The organism is Citrobacter sp. KTE30 (assembly GCF_000398825.1).
Classification (GTDB): domain Bacteria; phylum Pseudomonadota; class Gammaproteobacteria; order Enterobacterales; family Enterobacteriaceae; genus Citrobacter; species Citrobacter freundii.
Genome location: NZ_KB976055.1, coordinates 668558 through 683338, shown reverse-complemented (window position 1 = coordinate 683338; position 14781 = coordinate 668558). Strand labels below are relative to the sequence as shown.

13 protein-coding genes, 1 tRNA gene and 2 pseudogenes are annotated in these 14781 nt (G+C 47.0%); 12 read left to right on the top strand and 4 right to left on the bottom strand.

Annotated elements, in window-relative coordinates; all coding sequences use genetic code 11:
- Positions 1-46: 46 nt before the first annotated feature.
- Positions 47-628, bottom strand: a complete 582-nt coding sequence (gene lpcA, locus WC1_RS19550) for a D-sedoheptulose 7-phosphate isomerase (RefSeq protein WP_016149592.1) — start codon at positions 626-628, stop codon at positions 47-49.
- Between the two features lie 239 nt (positions 629-867).
- Between lpcA and fadE the strand changes: the two genes are divergently transcribed.
- The 9 genes and pseudogenes from fadE (at position 868) to WC1_RS19590 (ending at position 10308) form a co-directional block, all read left to right on the top strand.
- Positions 868-3312 carry an acyl-CoA dehydrogenase FadE gene (fadE, locus tag WC1_RS19555; RefSeq protein WP_003031392.1) on the top strand — a complete coding sequence of 815 codons (2445 nt, stop codon included), beginning with the start codon at positions 868-870 and terminating at the stop codon, positions 3310-3312.
- A gap of 110 nt (positions 3313-3422) precedes the next feature.
- Positions 3423-4190, top strand: a complete 768-nt coding sequence (locus WC1_RS19560; RefSeq protein ID WP_016149591.1) for an amidohydrolase — start codon at positions 3423-3425, stop codon at positions 4188-4190.
- A 179-nt stretch (positions 4191-4369) separates the two neighbouring features.
- Positions 4370-4780: a Spy/CpxP family protein refolding chaperone gene (locus WC1_RS19565; protein ID WP_016149590.1), complete on the top strand. Its 411-nt coding sequence runs from the start codon at positions 4370-4372 to the stop codon at positions 4778-4780.
- 288 nt (positions 4781-5068) lie between these two features.
- Complete coding sequence (locus tag WC1_RS19570) at positions 5069-5893, top strand: PRD domain-containing protein (protein WP_016149589.1); 825 nt, start codon at positions 5069-5071, stop codon at positions 5891-5893.
- Positions 5894-5924: 31 nt separating this feature from the next.
- Positions 5925-7197 (top strand): annotated as a pseudogene (locus WC1_RS19575) (PTS transporter subunit EIIC); the annotation flags it as partial.
- Positions 7170-7511, top strand: coding sequence for a PTS sugar transporter subunit IIB (locus WC1_RS25105; RefSeq protein WP_369707388.1), 342 nt, complete (start codon positions 7170-7172; stop codon positions 7509-7511). The pseudogene WC1_RS19575 and the gene WC1_RS25105, both read left to right, overlap by 28 nt.
- Positions 7511-8695: a MalY/PatB family protein gene (locus tag WC1_RS19580; RefSeq protein ID WP_016149588.1), complete on the top strand. Its 1185-nt coding sequence runs from the start codon at positions 7511-7513 to the stop codon at positions 8693-8695. The genes WC1_RS25105 and WC1_RS19580 overlap by 1 nt, the downstream gene beginning before the upstream one ends.
- Complete coding sequence (locus tag WC1_RS19585; RefSeq protein ID WP_003843858.1) at positions 8688-9284, top strand: KpsF/GutQ family sugar-phosphate isomerase; 597 nt, start codon at positions 8688-8690, stop codon at positions 9282-9284. The genes WC1_RS19580 and WC1_RS19585 overlap by 8 nt, the downstream gene beginning before the upstream one ends.
- A gap of 73 nt (positions 9285-9357) precedes the next feature.
- Positions 9358-10308 carry a phosphoglycerate dehydrogenase gene (locus WC1_RS19590; RefSeq protein WP_016149587.1) on the top strand — a complete coding sequence of 317 codons (951 nt, stop codon included), beginning with the start codon at positions 9358-9360 and terminating at the stop codon, positions 10306-10308.
- A gap of 49 nt (positions 10309-10357) precedes the next feature.
- Here WC1_RS19590 and WC1_RS19595 read toward each other — a convergent pair.
- Positions 10358-10434 (bottom strand) — tRNA-Asp (locus tag WC1_RS19595).
- A 134-nt stretch (positions 10435-10568) separates the two neighbouring features.
- Positions 10569-11297: a DNA polymerase III subunit epsilon gene (gene dnaQ, locus WC1_RS19600; protein WP_003031410.1), complete on the bottom strand. Its 729-nt coding sequence runs from the start codon at positions 11295-11297 to the stop codon at positions 10569-10571.
- Between dnaQ and rnhA the strand changes: the two are divergent.
- Positions 11251-11829, top strand: a pseudogene (rnhA, locus tag WC1_RS19605) (ribonuclease HI). The gene dnaQ and the pseudogene rnhA sit on opposite strands and share 47 nt — an antisense overlap.
- On the opposite strand, the gene WC1_RS19610 reads toward rnhA, so the two are convergent.
- Positions 11826-12548, bottom strand: coding sequence for a class I SAM-dependent methyltransferase (locus WC1_RS19610; protein ID WP_003031413.1), 723 nt, complete (start codon positions 12546-12548; stop codon positions 11826-11828). The pseudogene rnhA and the gene WC1_RS19610 overlap by 4 nt on opposite strands.
- A 33-nt stretch (positions 12549-12581) precedes the next feature.
- Here WC1_RS19610 and gloB point away from each other — a divergent pair, with 33 nt between their 5' ends.
- Together gloB and mltD are read left to right on the top strand one after the other, a co-directional pair.
- On the top strand, positions 12582-13337 hold the full coding sequence (gene gloB, locus WC1_RS19615; RefSeq protein WP_003031418.1) for a hydroxyacylglutathione hydrolase: 756 nt from the start codon (positions 12582-12584) through the stop codon (positions 13335-13337).
- 71 nt (positions 13338-13408) lie between these two features.
- A complete protein-coding gene (mltD, locus tag WC1_RS19620) occupies positions 13409-14767 on the top strand; it encodes a murein transglycosylase D (protein WP_003031421.1) in 1359 nt (452 codons plus the stop codon).
- Positions 14768-14781 lie beyond the last annotated feature (14 nt).

Sequence of the window (14781 nt, the reverse complement as noted above, 5' to 3'; positions counted from 1 at the left end):
CATGTAGGCCGGATACGGCTTCAGCCACCATCCGGCAATCGTCTTCTTATGATTTAACCATCTCTTTTTCGATCAACTGGATCAGGATATGGATCACTTTGATATGAATTTCCTGAATACGATCAGCGTAGCCAAAGTGCGGCACGCGAATTTCGATATCCGCGCTGCCCGCCATTTTGCCGCCATCTTTACCGGTCAGGGTGATAACTTTCATCCCTTTCTCACGCGCTGCGGCAATCGCTTTAATTACGTTACCGGAATTACCCGAAGTCGAGATGCCTAACAGGACATCTCCCTCACGCCCCACGGCTTCTACGTAGCGAGAGAACACATAATCGTAACCGAAATCGTTGCTGACGCAGGAGATATGGCTGACGTCAGAGATAGCGATAGCAGGGTAACCAGGACGGTTTTCACGATAGCGTCCGGTCAGCTCTTCGGCAAAGTGCATCGCGTCGCAATGGGAACCGCCGTTACCGCAAGAGAGTACCTTACCGCCGGCTTTAAAGCTGTCTGCCAACAGGACCGCCGCGCGCTGAATGGCGTGAATATTGGCGTCATCTTTAAGAAAATTAGCCAGCGTTTCCGCCGCTTCGCTCAGTTCGTTACGAATAAGATCCTGGTACATGAGGATATCCTTCAGCATGAATGTAAATGACAAGGTGCAGTGTACCGGATAGCGCTACCAGCGAGAAGTACAAGCCACAGGAATGGTTACGGCTTTTGATTTTTTGTGCCGGTTAAAACAGCAACAATGTGAGCTTTGTTGTAATTATTTTGTAAACACATTGCTAAAAGAATTTACATCCACTACAACCATATCATCACAAGTGGTCAGACCTCCTACAAGCAAGGGAGCTTTTCGTTATGATGATTTTGAGTATTATCGCTACGGTTGTTCTGCTCAGCGTTCTGTTTTATCACCGCGTGAGCTTATTCCTCAGCAGCTTAATTTTGCTCGCCTGGACGGCCGCGCTTGGCGTGGCTGGCCTGTGGTCAGTCTGGCTGCTGGTTCCTCTGGCCATTATTCTCGTACCGTTTAACTTTACGCCGATGCGCAAATCTATGATCTCTGCACCGGTGTTCCGCGGTTTCCGTAAAGTCATGCCGCCGATGTCGCGTACTGAGAAAGAAGCGATTGATGCCGGTACGACCTGGTGGGAAGGTGACCTGTTCCAGGGCAAGCCTGACTGGAAAAAACTGCATAACTATCCTCAGCCGCATCTGACTGCTGAAGAGCAAGCGTTTATTGATGGTCCAGTGGAAGAAGCGTGCCGCATGGCGAACGACTTCCAGATCACTCACGAGCTCGCGGATCTGCCGCCGGAACTGTGGGCATATCTGAAAGAACACCGCTTCTTCGCGATGATCATTAAGAAAGAGTACGGCGGGCTGGAATTCTCAGCATATGCTCAGGCTCGCGTTCTACAGAAACTCTCCGGCGTTTCCGGGATCCTGGCAATCACCGTTGGCGTGCCTAACTCATTAGGCCCAGGCGAACTGCTGCAACATTACGGCACCGAAGAGCAGAAAAATCATTACCTGCCGCGTCTGGCTCGCGGTCAGGAGATCCCATGCTTTGCTCTGACCAGCCCGGAAGCCGGCTCCGACGCAGGCGCGATCCCTGATACCGGCGTAGTTTGTATGGGCGACTGGCAGGGCCAGCAGGTGCTGGGTATGCGCCTGACCTGGAACAAACGCTATATCACGCTGGCGCCTATCGCTACCGTGCTGGGTCTGGCATTTAAACTCTCCGACCCGGAAAAACTGCTGGGTGGCGAAGAAGATCTTGGCATTACCTGTGCGCTGATCCCAACCTCAACGCCAGGTGTACAAATTGGGCGTCGTCACTTCCCGCTAAACGTGCCGTTCCAGAACGGTCCGACACTGGGCAAAGATGTGTTTGTACCAATTGATTACATCATCGGTGGTCCGAAAATGGCCGGTCAGGGCTGGCGCATGCTGGTGGAATGCCTGTCTGTGGGACGTGGTATTACCCTGCCATCTAACTCGACGGGCGGCGTGAAATCGGTCGCGATGGCCACCGGCGCGTATGCGCACATTCGTCGCCAGTTCAAAATCTCTATCGGCAAGATGGAAGGTATTGAAGAGCCGTTGGCACGTATTGCCGGTAACGCCTACGTGATGGACGCTGCAGCATCACTGATTACCTACGGCATTATGCTAGGTGAAAAACCGGCGGTGTTGTCGGCCATCGTGAAATATCACTGCACCCACCGCGGACAGCAGTCAATCATCGATGCGATGGATATCACTGGCGGTAAAGGCATTATGCTTGGCGAAAGCAACTTCCTCGCCCGTGCTTATCAAGGTGCGCCAATCGCTATTACCGTTGAAGGTGCCAACATTCTGACCCGTAGCATGATGATCTTCGGTCAGGGTGCGATTCGCTGCCATCCGTATGTTCTGGAAGAGATGGCTGCGGCACAGAGTAACGATGTGAATGCGTTCGACAAGCTGCTGTTCAAACACATCGGTCACGTCGGCAGTAACAAAGTGCGTAGCTTCTGGCTTGGCCTGACGCGTGGTTTAACCAGCAGCACGCCAACTGGCGATGCGACCAAACGTTACTACCAGCACCTGAACCGTCTGAGCGCCAACCTGGCCCTGCTTTCAGATGTGTCGATGGCTGTACTGGGCGGTAGTCTGAAGCGTCGTGAACGTATCTCCGCACGTCTGGGCGATGTGTTAAGTCAGCTGTATCTGGCCTCCGCGGTGCTGAAGCGTTATGACGACGAAGGCCGTCATGAAGCGGACCTGCCGTTGGTTCACTGGGGCGTTCAGGATGCGTTGTACAAAGCGGAACAGGCGATGGACGATCTGCTGAAGAACTTCCCGAACCGTCTGGTCGCGGGCTTGCTGAATGTGGTTATCTTCCCTACCGGTCGCCACTACCATGCACCGTCTGACAAATTGGATCATAAAGTCGCGAAGATTTTGCAGGTTCCAAGCGCTACTCGTTCTCGTATTGGTCGCGGTCAATATCTGACGCCAAGCGAGCATAACCCGGTTGGTTTGCTGGAAGAGGCGCTGCTGGACGTGATTGCAGCCGACCCAATCCACCAGCGGATCTGTAAAGAGTTGGGTAAAAACCTGCCATTTACCCGTCTCGACGAACTGGCGCACAATGCGCTGGCGAAAGGGCTGATTGATAAAGATGAAGCCGCGATTCTGGTGAAAGCCGAAGCGAGCCGCCTGCGCAGTATCAACGTGGATGACTTTGAACCCGAGGAGCTGGCGACTCAGCCGGTAAAGCTGCCAGAGAAAGTGCGTAAAGTCGAAGCCGCATAACGACACTCGCACGACGTTTAGCCCCGCTTAATGCGGGGCTTTTTATTGCCACATTTTCATTAATGCTCATGCTACAGTGTCAAAATGTTGTTCAACGAGGAGCCTCGATCGTGCCTGGTTTGAAAATTACTCTGCTGCAACAACCATTGATCTGGATGGATGGCCCGGCCAACCTGCGCCATTTTGACCGACAACTGGAAACCGTCGCCGGACGTGATGTCATTGTATTGCCTGAGATGTTTACCAGCGGATTTGCCATGGAAGCGGCAAATAAATCGTTGTCGCAAGAAGAAGTTGTAAGCTGGATGCGTAGCAAAGCGCAGCAGACAAATGCCCTGATAGCAGGTAGCGCGGCGATACAGTCTGAACGGGGGCCGGTGAATCGTTTTTTGCTGGTTGAACCCGAAGGTAATGTGCATTTCTACGACAAGCGCCATCTGTTCCGCATGGCGGATGAGCACCAGCATTACCAGGCGGGTGACACGCGCGTTATTGTTGAATGGCGCGGCTGGCGCATTCTGCCGTTGGTCTGTTATGACCTGCGTTTTCCGGTATGGTCGCGCAATCGCAACGATTACGACCTTGCGTTGTATGTTGCCAATTGGCCTGCGCCGCGTTCGCTACACTGGCAGGTTTTGCTCGCCGCACGAGCGATTGAGAACCAGGCTTATGTAGCAGGATGTAACCGCGTGGGCACTGACGGTAACGGGCATCATTATCGCGGTGACAGCCGGGTGATTAATCCGCAGGGTGAGATTATCGCCACCGCCGAGCCGCATCAGGCCACACGCATTGACGCAGAACTGTCTCTCTCAGCGCTGCGTGAATATCGCGAGAAATTTCCCGCCTGGCAGGACGCCGACCCGTTCACGCTATAACTATCGCCTTAACTCCCGCTGCACAACGTTTTTCCGTGGCGGGATTGTTTCACTCCGTAACCAACCGCAAAACAAATTCGCGTGGCGACATGCGGTGGGCATCGTATCCTGCAAAAGATAATCACTCGTAACCAGCGAGTGACTGACAATGTTAATAATTCCCTTATCAGGATCTCGACATGAAGAACTTCTTACGCATGACTTTGCTGGCAGTTACCGTGGCTGGCGCTTCTTTTAGCACGCTTGCAGCAACCACATCTAATGTTCCGGCTCCAGCCCAGGATCCGATAGTACAACATCTTAAGTTGAGCACTGACCAGGTTGCGCAGATTAAAAAACTGCACCAGCAGCTTGAAACCAACGTAAGCCAGATTTCGGTGAAGGATGTTAAAGACGGCGCGTTGATTGACGTCATCAAGTCCGGGAAGTGGGATGAAGCAGCCGTCAAAAAACAGCTTTCGGCATTCAGCAACATCGAACAGCAGGCGCGTTATTATCGCGTGAAATACTATTTTGACCTGAACAAAGTGCTGACTCCAGAACAGCGCCAGCAGGTGCAAAAAGACATCGCACAGACGCTAAGCGAGTAATTGCCTACACACTGCTGAAGGAAGGACGAACAACACTATACATAGGAAAATATTATATATCCCACCCATGAATTCACCACATGAATTATTAGTGTGTTGTATGTGTGGCTGGCATCTTAAATTTGTCATGCTAATCCCAAAACAGGACATGCATCTCATTTATTTAAGATAATCCTGTGTAGGGTATACACATCAGTGAGTAATCTTGTAACTGTTAAATCAGGCAAGACAACGTTTGAAGTGATTATTACTTCTTACTTGTCTTGCCTTTTTTTTTGGAGCCATGAAATGATCATCGAAAAAGTCATGAACAATAATTGTGTGCTGGCATCGATGAATGGTCAGGAAGTCATCATTTCTGGCCCTGGCGTAGGTTACAACAGAAAAAATGGCATGTCTGTTCCACCACATCCTGCTAATCGATTTTTTTATGTCAGAAATGAAGAAAAAGGAAAATTATACAAACTGATAGAGAGAGTAGATATTGATTATATTTTTGTATCTGAAAACATAGTCCGTTATGCGGAGATAAATCTTGACAAAAAGTTGAACCCATCGCTTTTACTCATTCTTGCCGATCACATTTCGAATGCAGTCTCTCGATGCGCTGCTGGCATCCAAATCAATAATATATTCCTTGATGAGATAAAAGCATTATACAAGTCAGAGTATGCTATTAGTCGGGATGCTTTATCCATCGTCAATGAGCATTTTAACATCCGACTTCCGGATGATGAGATTGGTTTCATCGCTCTACATATTTTGAATAACTATGAAAACACCTCCAACTATGAATCTCTCAGGACTATAGAGTTCTCACAAAAAATCACAGATATTATTGAAAAAGTTTACGAGAAAAGAGTAGATCGTAACGCATTCAACTACTCACGTTTCATGACCCATTTAAAATATTTCTCCTGTCGGGTGCTATGCAACGAAAAGATAAAGAATAAAGACATCGGTGATATCTATGAACATTTTCTGGAGAAAGATTTAATCTTGCAACATTCTATTATAAAAATAGAAGAGTATTTAAAATCAGAGTTTAACTATGAACTGGCGATGGAAGAAAAGTTGTATCTTTCAATTCGCATTAAGGTATTGATGGACTGATTGTATTTCACCTTATCACGAGACAGTTAATATGAAACAGAAAAAAGCCTGGAGTTTTTTTCAGAGCCTGGGTAAGGCATTTATGTATCCAATCGCTCTGCTAAGCGTATGCGGCATGATGTTAGGCCTGGGAAGTGGATTAGCCAGCGAGGAAATGGCTAAATTAATTCCTGTATTAGGGTACCCTGTTGTTAAATCATTTTTAGATTTTATTGTTAGCCTGGGTTTATTCGCTTTTGTTAATTTACCGGTATTATTTGCAATCGCCATCCCACTGGGTCTGTTGAAAGAAAAAGAAGATAAAGCATATGGCGCATTTTCCGGCCTGGTCGGGTTTATGGCAATGCATTTGGGAACAAATTTTTATCTTAAAAGTAACGGTCTGCTCGTCCCCACAGATCAGATGTCCACACATGGACAAACTATTATTCTGGGAATTCAGTCATACAATACCAGCGTATTGGGGGGAATCGTTGCAGGGTTGATGGTATTCGCCATGTACAAACGGATCGTCAATCTGCGTATCCCAGAGTCGTTGGGATTCTATAGTGGCCCACGCCTTGTTCCTATCATTACGTTAGTTGTCATGAGTGTTTTCGGCATCATAATCCCTTTTGTCTGGCCTCCTTTCTTTAACATGTTTATGTTAATCGGCCATTGGATATCCACCTCTGGTCCGGTAGGTTACTTCTTCTATGCCGTTGCAGAGCGCGTAACGATTCCCTTCGGACTAAATCATTTAGTCACATCTGTATTCAGATTTACGCCGATTGGCGGATCAGCGATCATCAACGGCGAGGAGTACTACGGCACTCTCAATATGTTTATGGCCTACGTCAAAGAAAACGCCGTCATTCCCTTAGACCTTGCCGGAAAAATGGAACAAGGTAAGCTCATGATCCAGTATGGTTTAGCAGGTGCGGCTCTTGCTATGTATCAGACTGCTCATGTACAAAATCGCAAGGCTATTAAAGCATTATTAATCTCTGCGGTGCTGACTGTGATTATTGGCGGTGTTAGCGAACCGATTGAATTTTTATTCCTGTTTGTCAGTCCTGTCTTATTTGTATTCCATGCCTTTATGAATGGCTTCGCAAATATGTTTTTACCGTATCTCGGCGTGAAAATGGGATTCACCGGCGATTTGATTCAGTTTATAAGCTTTGGCGTATTACGGGGTGCAAGAACTGGATGGCCAGTGGCTGTTTGTGTAGAAATCGCCTACTTTTTCATTTATTACATGGTATTTAAATGGGCCATTCTAAAATACAACTTAATGACTGTTGGCAGAGAAGACAGTGACATGGTTCCATCTGCAACAACAGCTGATGTGATAACACCGACTGTCCAACCAGTGGCAAATAGAAATACAGACGCCAGCACCGCTGAGAATATGATTACGGCTCTCGGAGGAAAAGAAAACATTATCTCTCTGGATAACTGTGTTACACGTTTACGGCTAACAATCAAAGATATAGAAGCAATTGATGAAGCTGCCATTAAAAAGCAGGGAGGGATCGCAATTGTCAAACTCGATAAAAATACCTTACAGGTCATTATTGGTACAAAAGTCATCGCCTTGCGTAAAGATATGGATAAATGTATGGGGTTATGTTGATGGATATTTTTAACACGCCTATTTCGCGAAAAGGAACTTACTGCACGCAGTGGGACTTCTGCGAAGACAGATTTGGTGTACACGATATTATTCCTTTTTCCATATCTGATATGGATCTACCCATACCACAAGCAATTACCAAAGCGCTACAGAAAAGACTGGAACATCCTGTCCTCGGGTATAGTCGCTGGCAACATAGCGAATATCTCAACGCGATATGCCATTGGTATGGTCAGAAATATGATACGGTCATTGATGCTAACTGGATTACTTATAGTCCGAGTGTGATGTACTCAATCGCCAAAGCGCTAGAATTATTAACTGTACCTGAAGATAGCATTCTGACTTTCACTCCAGCATATAATGCATTCTTTGATGTTATCAAAAATAGTGGAAGAAAATTACTCACTTCAACATTGATTAAAAATGATGATGGCCGGTATGGCATAGACTGGAACGACTTCAATGCCAGAGCAAAACATGCAAAGGTAATTTTATTGTGCAATCCACATAATCCAACAGGAAAAGTATGGTCTGAGCATGAGTTAATTAAAATTTCAGAGATATGTATAAAAAATAACTGTTGGCTGTTATCCGATGAGATCCACAGTGATTTCGCTTTTAGCCATAAATTTACGTCTGCACTTAAATTGCACTACGATAAAACGGTTGTTTTTAACTCTATCTCAAAAACATTTAATGTCCCTGCTCTAACGGGCTCGTATCTTATCGCACCTGACATTATCTTTAATGAAAAATTCAGGGTGATAACTCGTTATCGGGATTTTGTGAATTCACCTTCGGTATTGAATATCATTGCCACTATCGTTGCCTACAATGAGTGTGATGTATGGTTACAACAGTTGAAGTCACACCTTCAGTCAAACATTGATTTTGCTGTTCATTATGTTCAAGAAAATCTTTCACCTCTGAAACTCAGAGAATCTGAAGGTTGCTATTTTGCATGGATAGACTGTTCACACATCAGTTGTTCATTCGAAAAATTCTACGCCATGTTAATTCATGAAGGAAAAGTGGGGATCATGGCAGGCAACGTATATGGACCAGGTGGGGAAAACTATTTACGGTTAAATCTGGCTTGCAGCAGGGAAAAACTATACCAGGGCTTATCTCGGGTGGCTTACGTTATTGATAAAATTAATCAGGAAAACAGACATGAATAATACTGAGGTCATCTCACTCATTAAAGGATTTATGCGAAATGAGCAAAAAGCAGTTGAGGAAATTATTAATGCACCGCTTTCAGAAACCGCAAATCTTGTAAAAATACTGCAATCCTGTAGCGGGAAAGTTGTCTTTATCGGCGTAGGAAAATCAGGAATTATTGCAAAAAAATTGGCAGCGACATTTGCCAGCACCGGTACCCCCTCTTTTTTTATTCATGGAACAGAGGCTGTTCATGGCGATCTGGGCATGGTTACCAGTGAAGATGTTGTTATTTTGATATCCAATAGTGGTGAGACAGCAGAACTGTTAGCTACGCTACCAAGTCTGAAAAAAATGAAAAATTTTCTGGTCTCATTTACCCGAAGCCACAATTCGTCGCTGGCTATCTGCTGTGATTTATCGATTGAAATACCCGTAAAAAGTGAAGCCGACACCTTAGGTCTTGCTCCATCCTGCTCTTCTACGGCTGTTCTTGTCGTGGGAGATGCGGTAGCCCTCACGCTGTCAGAACTCAAGCAGTTTACCCGAACCGATTTTGGTTTATTTCATCCAGGAGGTGCTCTCGGCGTTAAAGTAAATTCATAACTTGTGTCATTTTTATTGTAACCGGTCTACGCCATCACAACCTGATGGCGTTCTCAGGTACGAGGTAACAGATATGAAAAATGTATTAATCACCGTTTCCAGTTTTTCGGCTCGTTGTGTAACCGGTTGCAAATTATTGCGCGATAACCAATATAATCTCATTTTCAAGAACAGTGTGAATCATCTTATCGCATCAGAATCAGATGAGTTGAGGGCATCTATTGATGCTGTCATTGCCGGAACGGATTGCTATGACGCCAGTGTGTTTTCTCTTCTACCAAAACTGAAAATCATCTCAAGATTTGGTACCGGCGTTGATAATATAGATACTGACGCGGCAAAAAAATCAGGCATTGTGGTTAATAATGCACGAGGCATCAATGCCAACGCTGTCGCCGAATTTATCATTGGCCTTATCTTTTCTGGTCTGAGAAATATTCCCGGTAATCATATGGACATGCAAAACGGCTATTGGGGATACTCGCTGGGAAATGAATTAAATGGTAAACGGGTAGGATTATTAGGTTTTGGGAATATTGCCAAAACGTTGGTTAAGAGGTTGTCCGGCTTCGAGATTGAAATTCTCGCGTACGACAAAAACCCGGATCATGAGATAGCTGAAAAAATGGCTGTTAAGTTTGTGTCGGTTGACGACATCTTCATGCAGTCCAACGTCATTGTCGTGCTTCTCCCTTATACATCATCCTTAGAGAATTTTATCAGTCACAAATACCTTTCTATGATGAGAAATGGTGCCCTGCTCATCAATGCGGCTCGTGCGAAATTAATCGATGAACGCGCTTTGTTGCAGGTGATTGATGAAAGGAATGTGTTTTCCGCCCTCGACGTATTTCAGCATGAACCTTTGCCACAATTCAGCCCTCTGCTACATTCCAGAAATATTATCACGACCCCACACATCGCCGCTGCGACGGTTGAATCTTACCACCAGACAGGTATCCATACCGCGCGGTCAGTTATTGATTTTTTTGATGGTAAAACGATAGATAATATTTTGCAGTGATTAAAACGACGAAAGCCTGAATCATTTCTGATTCAGGCTTTCTGAATAGTGGCGGAATGGACGGGACTCGAACCCGCGACCCCCTGCGTGACAGGCAGGTATTCTAACCAACTGAACTACCACTCCGCGTTGTGTTCCGCTTGGGAACGAAGCGAATATTACGGATTGCCTCGCACCTCGTCAACGCTTTTTCTCACGTTTTTTAATCGTTTGCTGCAAAAATCACCCGAATGGCCATTTTCATACGGTAAATGTACAAACTATGCCCGCCAGAGGCAACTTCCGCCTTTCTTCTGCACCAGGTCAAGGCGTGACTCATGGGCCGCTAACTCTTCATCAGTGGCGAAAACAACACGTAGTTTGCTGGACTGGCGCACAATACGCTGGATCCCCGTGTCATTCCTCTGCTGGCTGTCGCCTTCCATTGAGAACGCCATCGTGGTCTGCCCGCCGGTCATCATCAGATAAACGTCGGCCAGAATCTGGGCATCAAGCAATGCGCCGTGCAGGGTTCGTTTACTGTTATCTATCTCATAGCGCGAGCACAACGCATCAAGGCTGTTTCGCTTGCCAGGAAACATTTTCCTCGCCAGCGCCAGGCTATCGGTTATTTTGCAGAATTCGTTCGTCTTCGGAATATCCCGCTTGAGCTTCGCGAATTCGTAATCCATAAAACCGATATCGAACGATGCGTTATGGATGACCAGCTCCGCGCCGCGAATGTAGTCGAGAAATTCGTCGGCTACATCAGCAAACGTGGGTTTATCAAGCAGGAATTCGTCTGCGATTCCGTGTACGCCGAACGCTTCCGGGTCCACCAGCCGATCCGGCTTCAGGTAAACATGGAAGTTATTGCCGGTCAGGCGGCGGTTCACCACTTCAACCGCACCGATCTCAATGATCTTGTGGCCTTCATAGTGGGCGCCAATCTGGTTCATACCGGTGGTTTCGGTATCGAGGACGATCTGTCGTGTAATTCCAGTGCTCATAACGGTCATTTATGTCAGACTTATCGTTTGATTTCGATTTGCTAAAACAGGAAGTCTACCAGAGATGCTTAAACAGGTAGAAATTTTCACCGATGGTTCTTGCCTGGGAAATCCAGGACCGGGTGGTTATGGGGCGATTTTACGCTATCGCGGGCGCGAAAAAACCTTTAGCGAAGGCTACAACCTTACAACTAATAATCGCATGGAGCTGATGGCAGCAATCGTTGCGCTGGAAGCCCTGAAAGAACAGTGTGAAGTGATACTCAGCACGGACAGCCAGTATGTGCGCCAGGGCATTACGCAGTGGATCCACAACTGGAAGAAGCGTGGCTGGAAAACAGCAGATAAAAAACCAGTGAAGAACGTCGATCTGTGGAAGCGTCTCGATGCCGCTTTGGGCCCTCATCAAATCAAATGGGAATGGGTTAAAGGCCATGCGGGCCATCCGGAAAACGAACGCTGCGATGAGCTTGCGCGCACCGCGGCCATGAGCCCGACTCAGGATGATATTGGGTATCAGACTGAGGCTTAAGCGTCCGGTTTACGGTATTGCCGGGTCGCGCCAACGGCATGACGGATAGGCGTTTTGCTTTTATTTTGTTTCATCGGGTTGAGTGTAAGCGGAATGGTTCGCTTGCGCGCAACCACCAACTGTAAACAGCCCAGCGCGGGGATATGGGTGCTTAACATTTTCCCGCCCTTCTTATTCCAGGGCAGAACATGAAAACGACTATAGTGCAGCACTTCAAAATTCAGTAATGATAGCCAGTCCAATTGACGCATGAGGGTAAACATCCGACTGTTATAGGGCGATGTCTTACGCAATACGGGCACCAGTTTACGCAAACCCATCAGGCTTACCGGGTTAAAGCCGCTCAAAATCAACCAACCGTCATCAATCAACACGCGATCGGCTTCACGCAGTAGGCGATGCGGATCGGAACACCACGGTAACGTATGGGCCAATAAACAGACATCCACGGACTTATCGGCAAAGGGAAGATGCAAAGGATCGGCCGTCACCTGCATGGGAGAACCCTGCAAAGAAACATTTACCTGATGAGAAACCGCGCACGCTTCGGAATCGATTTCTGCGCTTAAATTACCAACCTTAAGCAGATGAAAACCGTACATTTTTGCGAACCACGGGTTAAGCTGATACTCCAGCGCCTCACGATAGTGTTCGCCCCAGGGCAGATCATCCCAGCTAACGGGCGCTACGACAGTTTGAGGGATCCTTGCCGGTTTCATCACAACCTTCCGTTACGCATTGAGAGGTAATATATGAATCTTAACAGTATTCCTGCATTTCAGGACAATTACATCTGGGTCTTGTCAAATAATGACCAGCATTGTCTGATTGTGGACCCGGGTGAAGCGGCTCCTGTTCTGAAAGCCATTGCAGAGCATAACTGGGTGCCTGAAGCCATTCTGCTAACCCATCATCATCAGGATCACGTGGGCGGAGTGAAAGAACTTCTGCAGCATTTCCCACAAATAGTGGTATACGGACCGGCTGAAACGCAAGATAAGGGAACGACACACATAGTCGAAGATGGCGATATTGCACTCGTTTTGGGGCATGAATTTAGGGTAATTGCTACTCCGGGTCACACTTTAGGACATATCTGTTACTTTAGCCATCCTTACTTATTTTGTGGTGACACACTCTTTTCTGGCGGTTGCGGTCGACTTTTCGAAGGCACAGCGACCCAAATGTATCAATCACTTAAAAAAATAAACGCCCTTCCTGACGATACATTAATTTGTTGCGCACATGAGTACACATTAGCAAACATGAAGTTTGCCTTAAGCATTCTCCCGCACGATTCGTTCATAAATGAATATTATCGTAAAGTTAATGAGTTACGCGTAAAAAAACAAATGACACTACCCGTAATTCTGAAAAATGAGCGGCGAAATAATCTTTTTTTAAGAACGGAAGATATTGATTTAATTAATGAAATTAACAAAGAAACAATATTGCAACAACCTGAGGAGCGTTTTGCCTGGTTAAGGTCAAAGAAAGATACGTTCTGACAATTCCGGGTTGCCTTTTGAAAACTTCGCCGTTATGATCGGTCGTCTTTTAAGCAACTATTGACACACACATGAAGGCAAAAGCGATATTACTCGCCTCTGTCCTGCTTGTTGGGTGCCAGAATACTGGTAACGTCCAACAACACGCACAGAGCCTTTCTGCAGCTGGTCAAGGGGAAGCAGGAAAGTTTACAAGTCAGGCGCGATGGATGGACGACGGAACATCTATCGCTGCTGATCAAGATTTGTGGGCTTTCATTGGTGACGAGCTAAAGATGGGAATTCCGGAAAACAGCCGGATTCGCGAACAGAAACAGAAGTATTTACGCAATAAGAGCTATCTCCACGATGTAACTTTACGGGCAGAGCCGTATATGTACTGGATAGCCGGGCAGGTTAAGAAACGTAACATGCCTATGGAACTGGTACTACTACCCATAGTGGAGAGCGCTTTTGATCCTCACGCAACGTCTGGCGCCAATGCCGCAGGTATTTGGCAGATCATTCCGAGCACGGGGCGCAATTATGGTTTAAAACAGACCCGCAGTTATGATGCACGTCGCGACGTTGTGGCTTCCACCACCGCCGCGCTGGACATGATGCAGCGTCTGAACAAGATGTTTGATGGCGACTGGCTGCTGACCGTTGCTGCTTATAATAGCGGTGAAGGTCGTGTCATGAAGGCAATCAAAACGAACAAAGCTCGTGGTAAACCCACTGACTTTTGGTCGTTGCCATTGCCTCAGGAAACGAAGCTATACGTGCCCAAAATGCTGGCATTGAGCGATATACTCAAAAACAGCAAACGCTATGGCGTACGTCTGCCAACAACAGACGAAAGCCGCGCGTTGGCACGTGTTCGCCTGAGTAGCCCGGTTGAGATGGCTCAGGTTGCCGATATGGCGGGCATTTCCGTCAGCAAGCTGAAGACCTTCAATGCAGGCGTGAAAGGTTCCACGTTGGGTGCCAGCGGCCCGCAATATGTGATGGTGCCAAAGAAGCATGCAGAGAAGCTGCGTGAGTCTCTGGCTTCAGGCGAAATTGCAGCCGTGCAGTCAACGCTGGTCGCGGATAACACGCCGCTGAACAGCCGTAGCTACAAAGTTCGCTCTGGCGATACGCTTTCTGGCGTTGCTTCACGTCTTGGCGTGAGCATCAATGACCTTAAGCAGTGGAATAATCTGCGCGGGTCGTCGCTGAAAGTAGGCCAGAATCTGACGGTGGGCGCTGGTAGCAGCGCACAGCGACTGGCGAACAACAGCGATAGCATCACCTATCGTGTGCGTAAAGGCGACTCGCTCTCGAGTATTGCCAAACGCCACGGGGTTAACATCAAGGATGTGATGCGCTGGAACAGCGATACGAATAATCTACAGCCAGGCGATCAGCTAACGTTGTTTGTGAAAAACAACGACATGCCGGACTCCTGATAGCATTGTAGAAA

Excerpts from the sequence above, each read along its gene's own strand:
- lpcA (WP_016149592.1), bottom strand. The coding sequence starts at position 628 with ATGTACCAGGATCTTATTCGTAACGAACTGAGCGAAGCGGCGGAAACG.
- fadE (WP_003031392.1), top strand. The coding sequence starts at position 868 with ATGATGATTTTGAGTATTATCGCTACGGTTGTTCTGCTCAGCGTTCTG.
- WC1_RS19565 (WP_016149590.1), top strand. The coding sequence starts at position 4,370 with ATGAAGAACTTCTTACGCATGACTTTGCTGGCAGTTACCGTGGCTGGC.
- WC1_RS19570 (WP_016149589.1), top strand. The coding sequence starts at position 5,069 with ATGATCATCGAAAAAGTCATGAACAATAATTGTGTGCTGGCATCGATG.
- WC1_RS25105 (WP_369707388.1), top strand. The coding sequence starts at position 7,170 with ATGACTGTTGGCAGAGAAGACAGTGACATGGTTCCATCTGCAACAACA.
- WC1_RS19580 (WP_016149588.1), top strand. The coding sequence starts at position 7,511 with ATGGATATTTTTAACACGCCTATTTCGCGAAAAGGAACTTACTGCACG.
- WC1_RS19585 (WP_003843858.1), top strand. The coding sequence starts at position 8,688 with ATGAATAATACTGAGGTCATCTCACTCATTAAAGGATTTATGCGAAAT.
- WC1_RS19590 (WP_016149587.1), top strand. The coding sequence starts at position 9,358 with ATGAAAAATGTATTAATCACCGTTTCCAGTTTTTCGGCTCGTTGTGTA.
- dnaQ (WP_003031410.1), bottom strand. The coding sequence starts at position 11,297 with ATGAGCACTGGAATTACACGACAGATCGTCCTCGATACCGAAACCACC.
- WC1_RS19610 (WP_003031413.1), bottom strand. The coding sequence starts at position 12,548 with ATGAAACCGGCAAGGATCCCTCAAACTGTCGTAGCGCCCGTTAGCTGG.
- gloB (WP_003031418.1), top strand. The coding sequence starts at position 12,582 with ATGAATCTTAACAGTATTCCTGCATTTCAGGACAATTACATCTGGGTC.
- mltD (WP_003031421.1), top strand. The coding sequence starts at position 13,409 with ATGAAGGCAAAAGCGATATTACTCGCCTCTGTCCTGCTTGTTGGGTGC.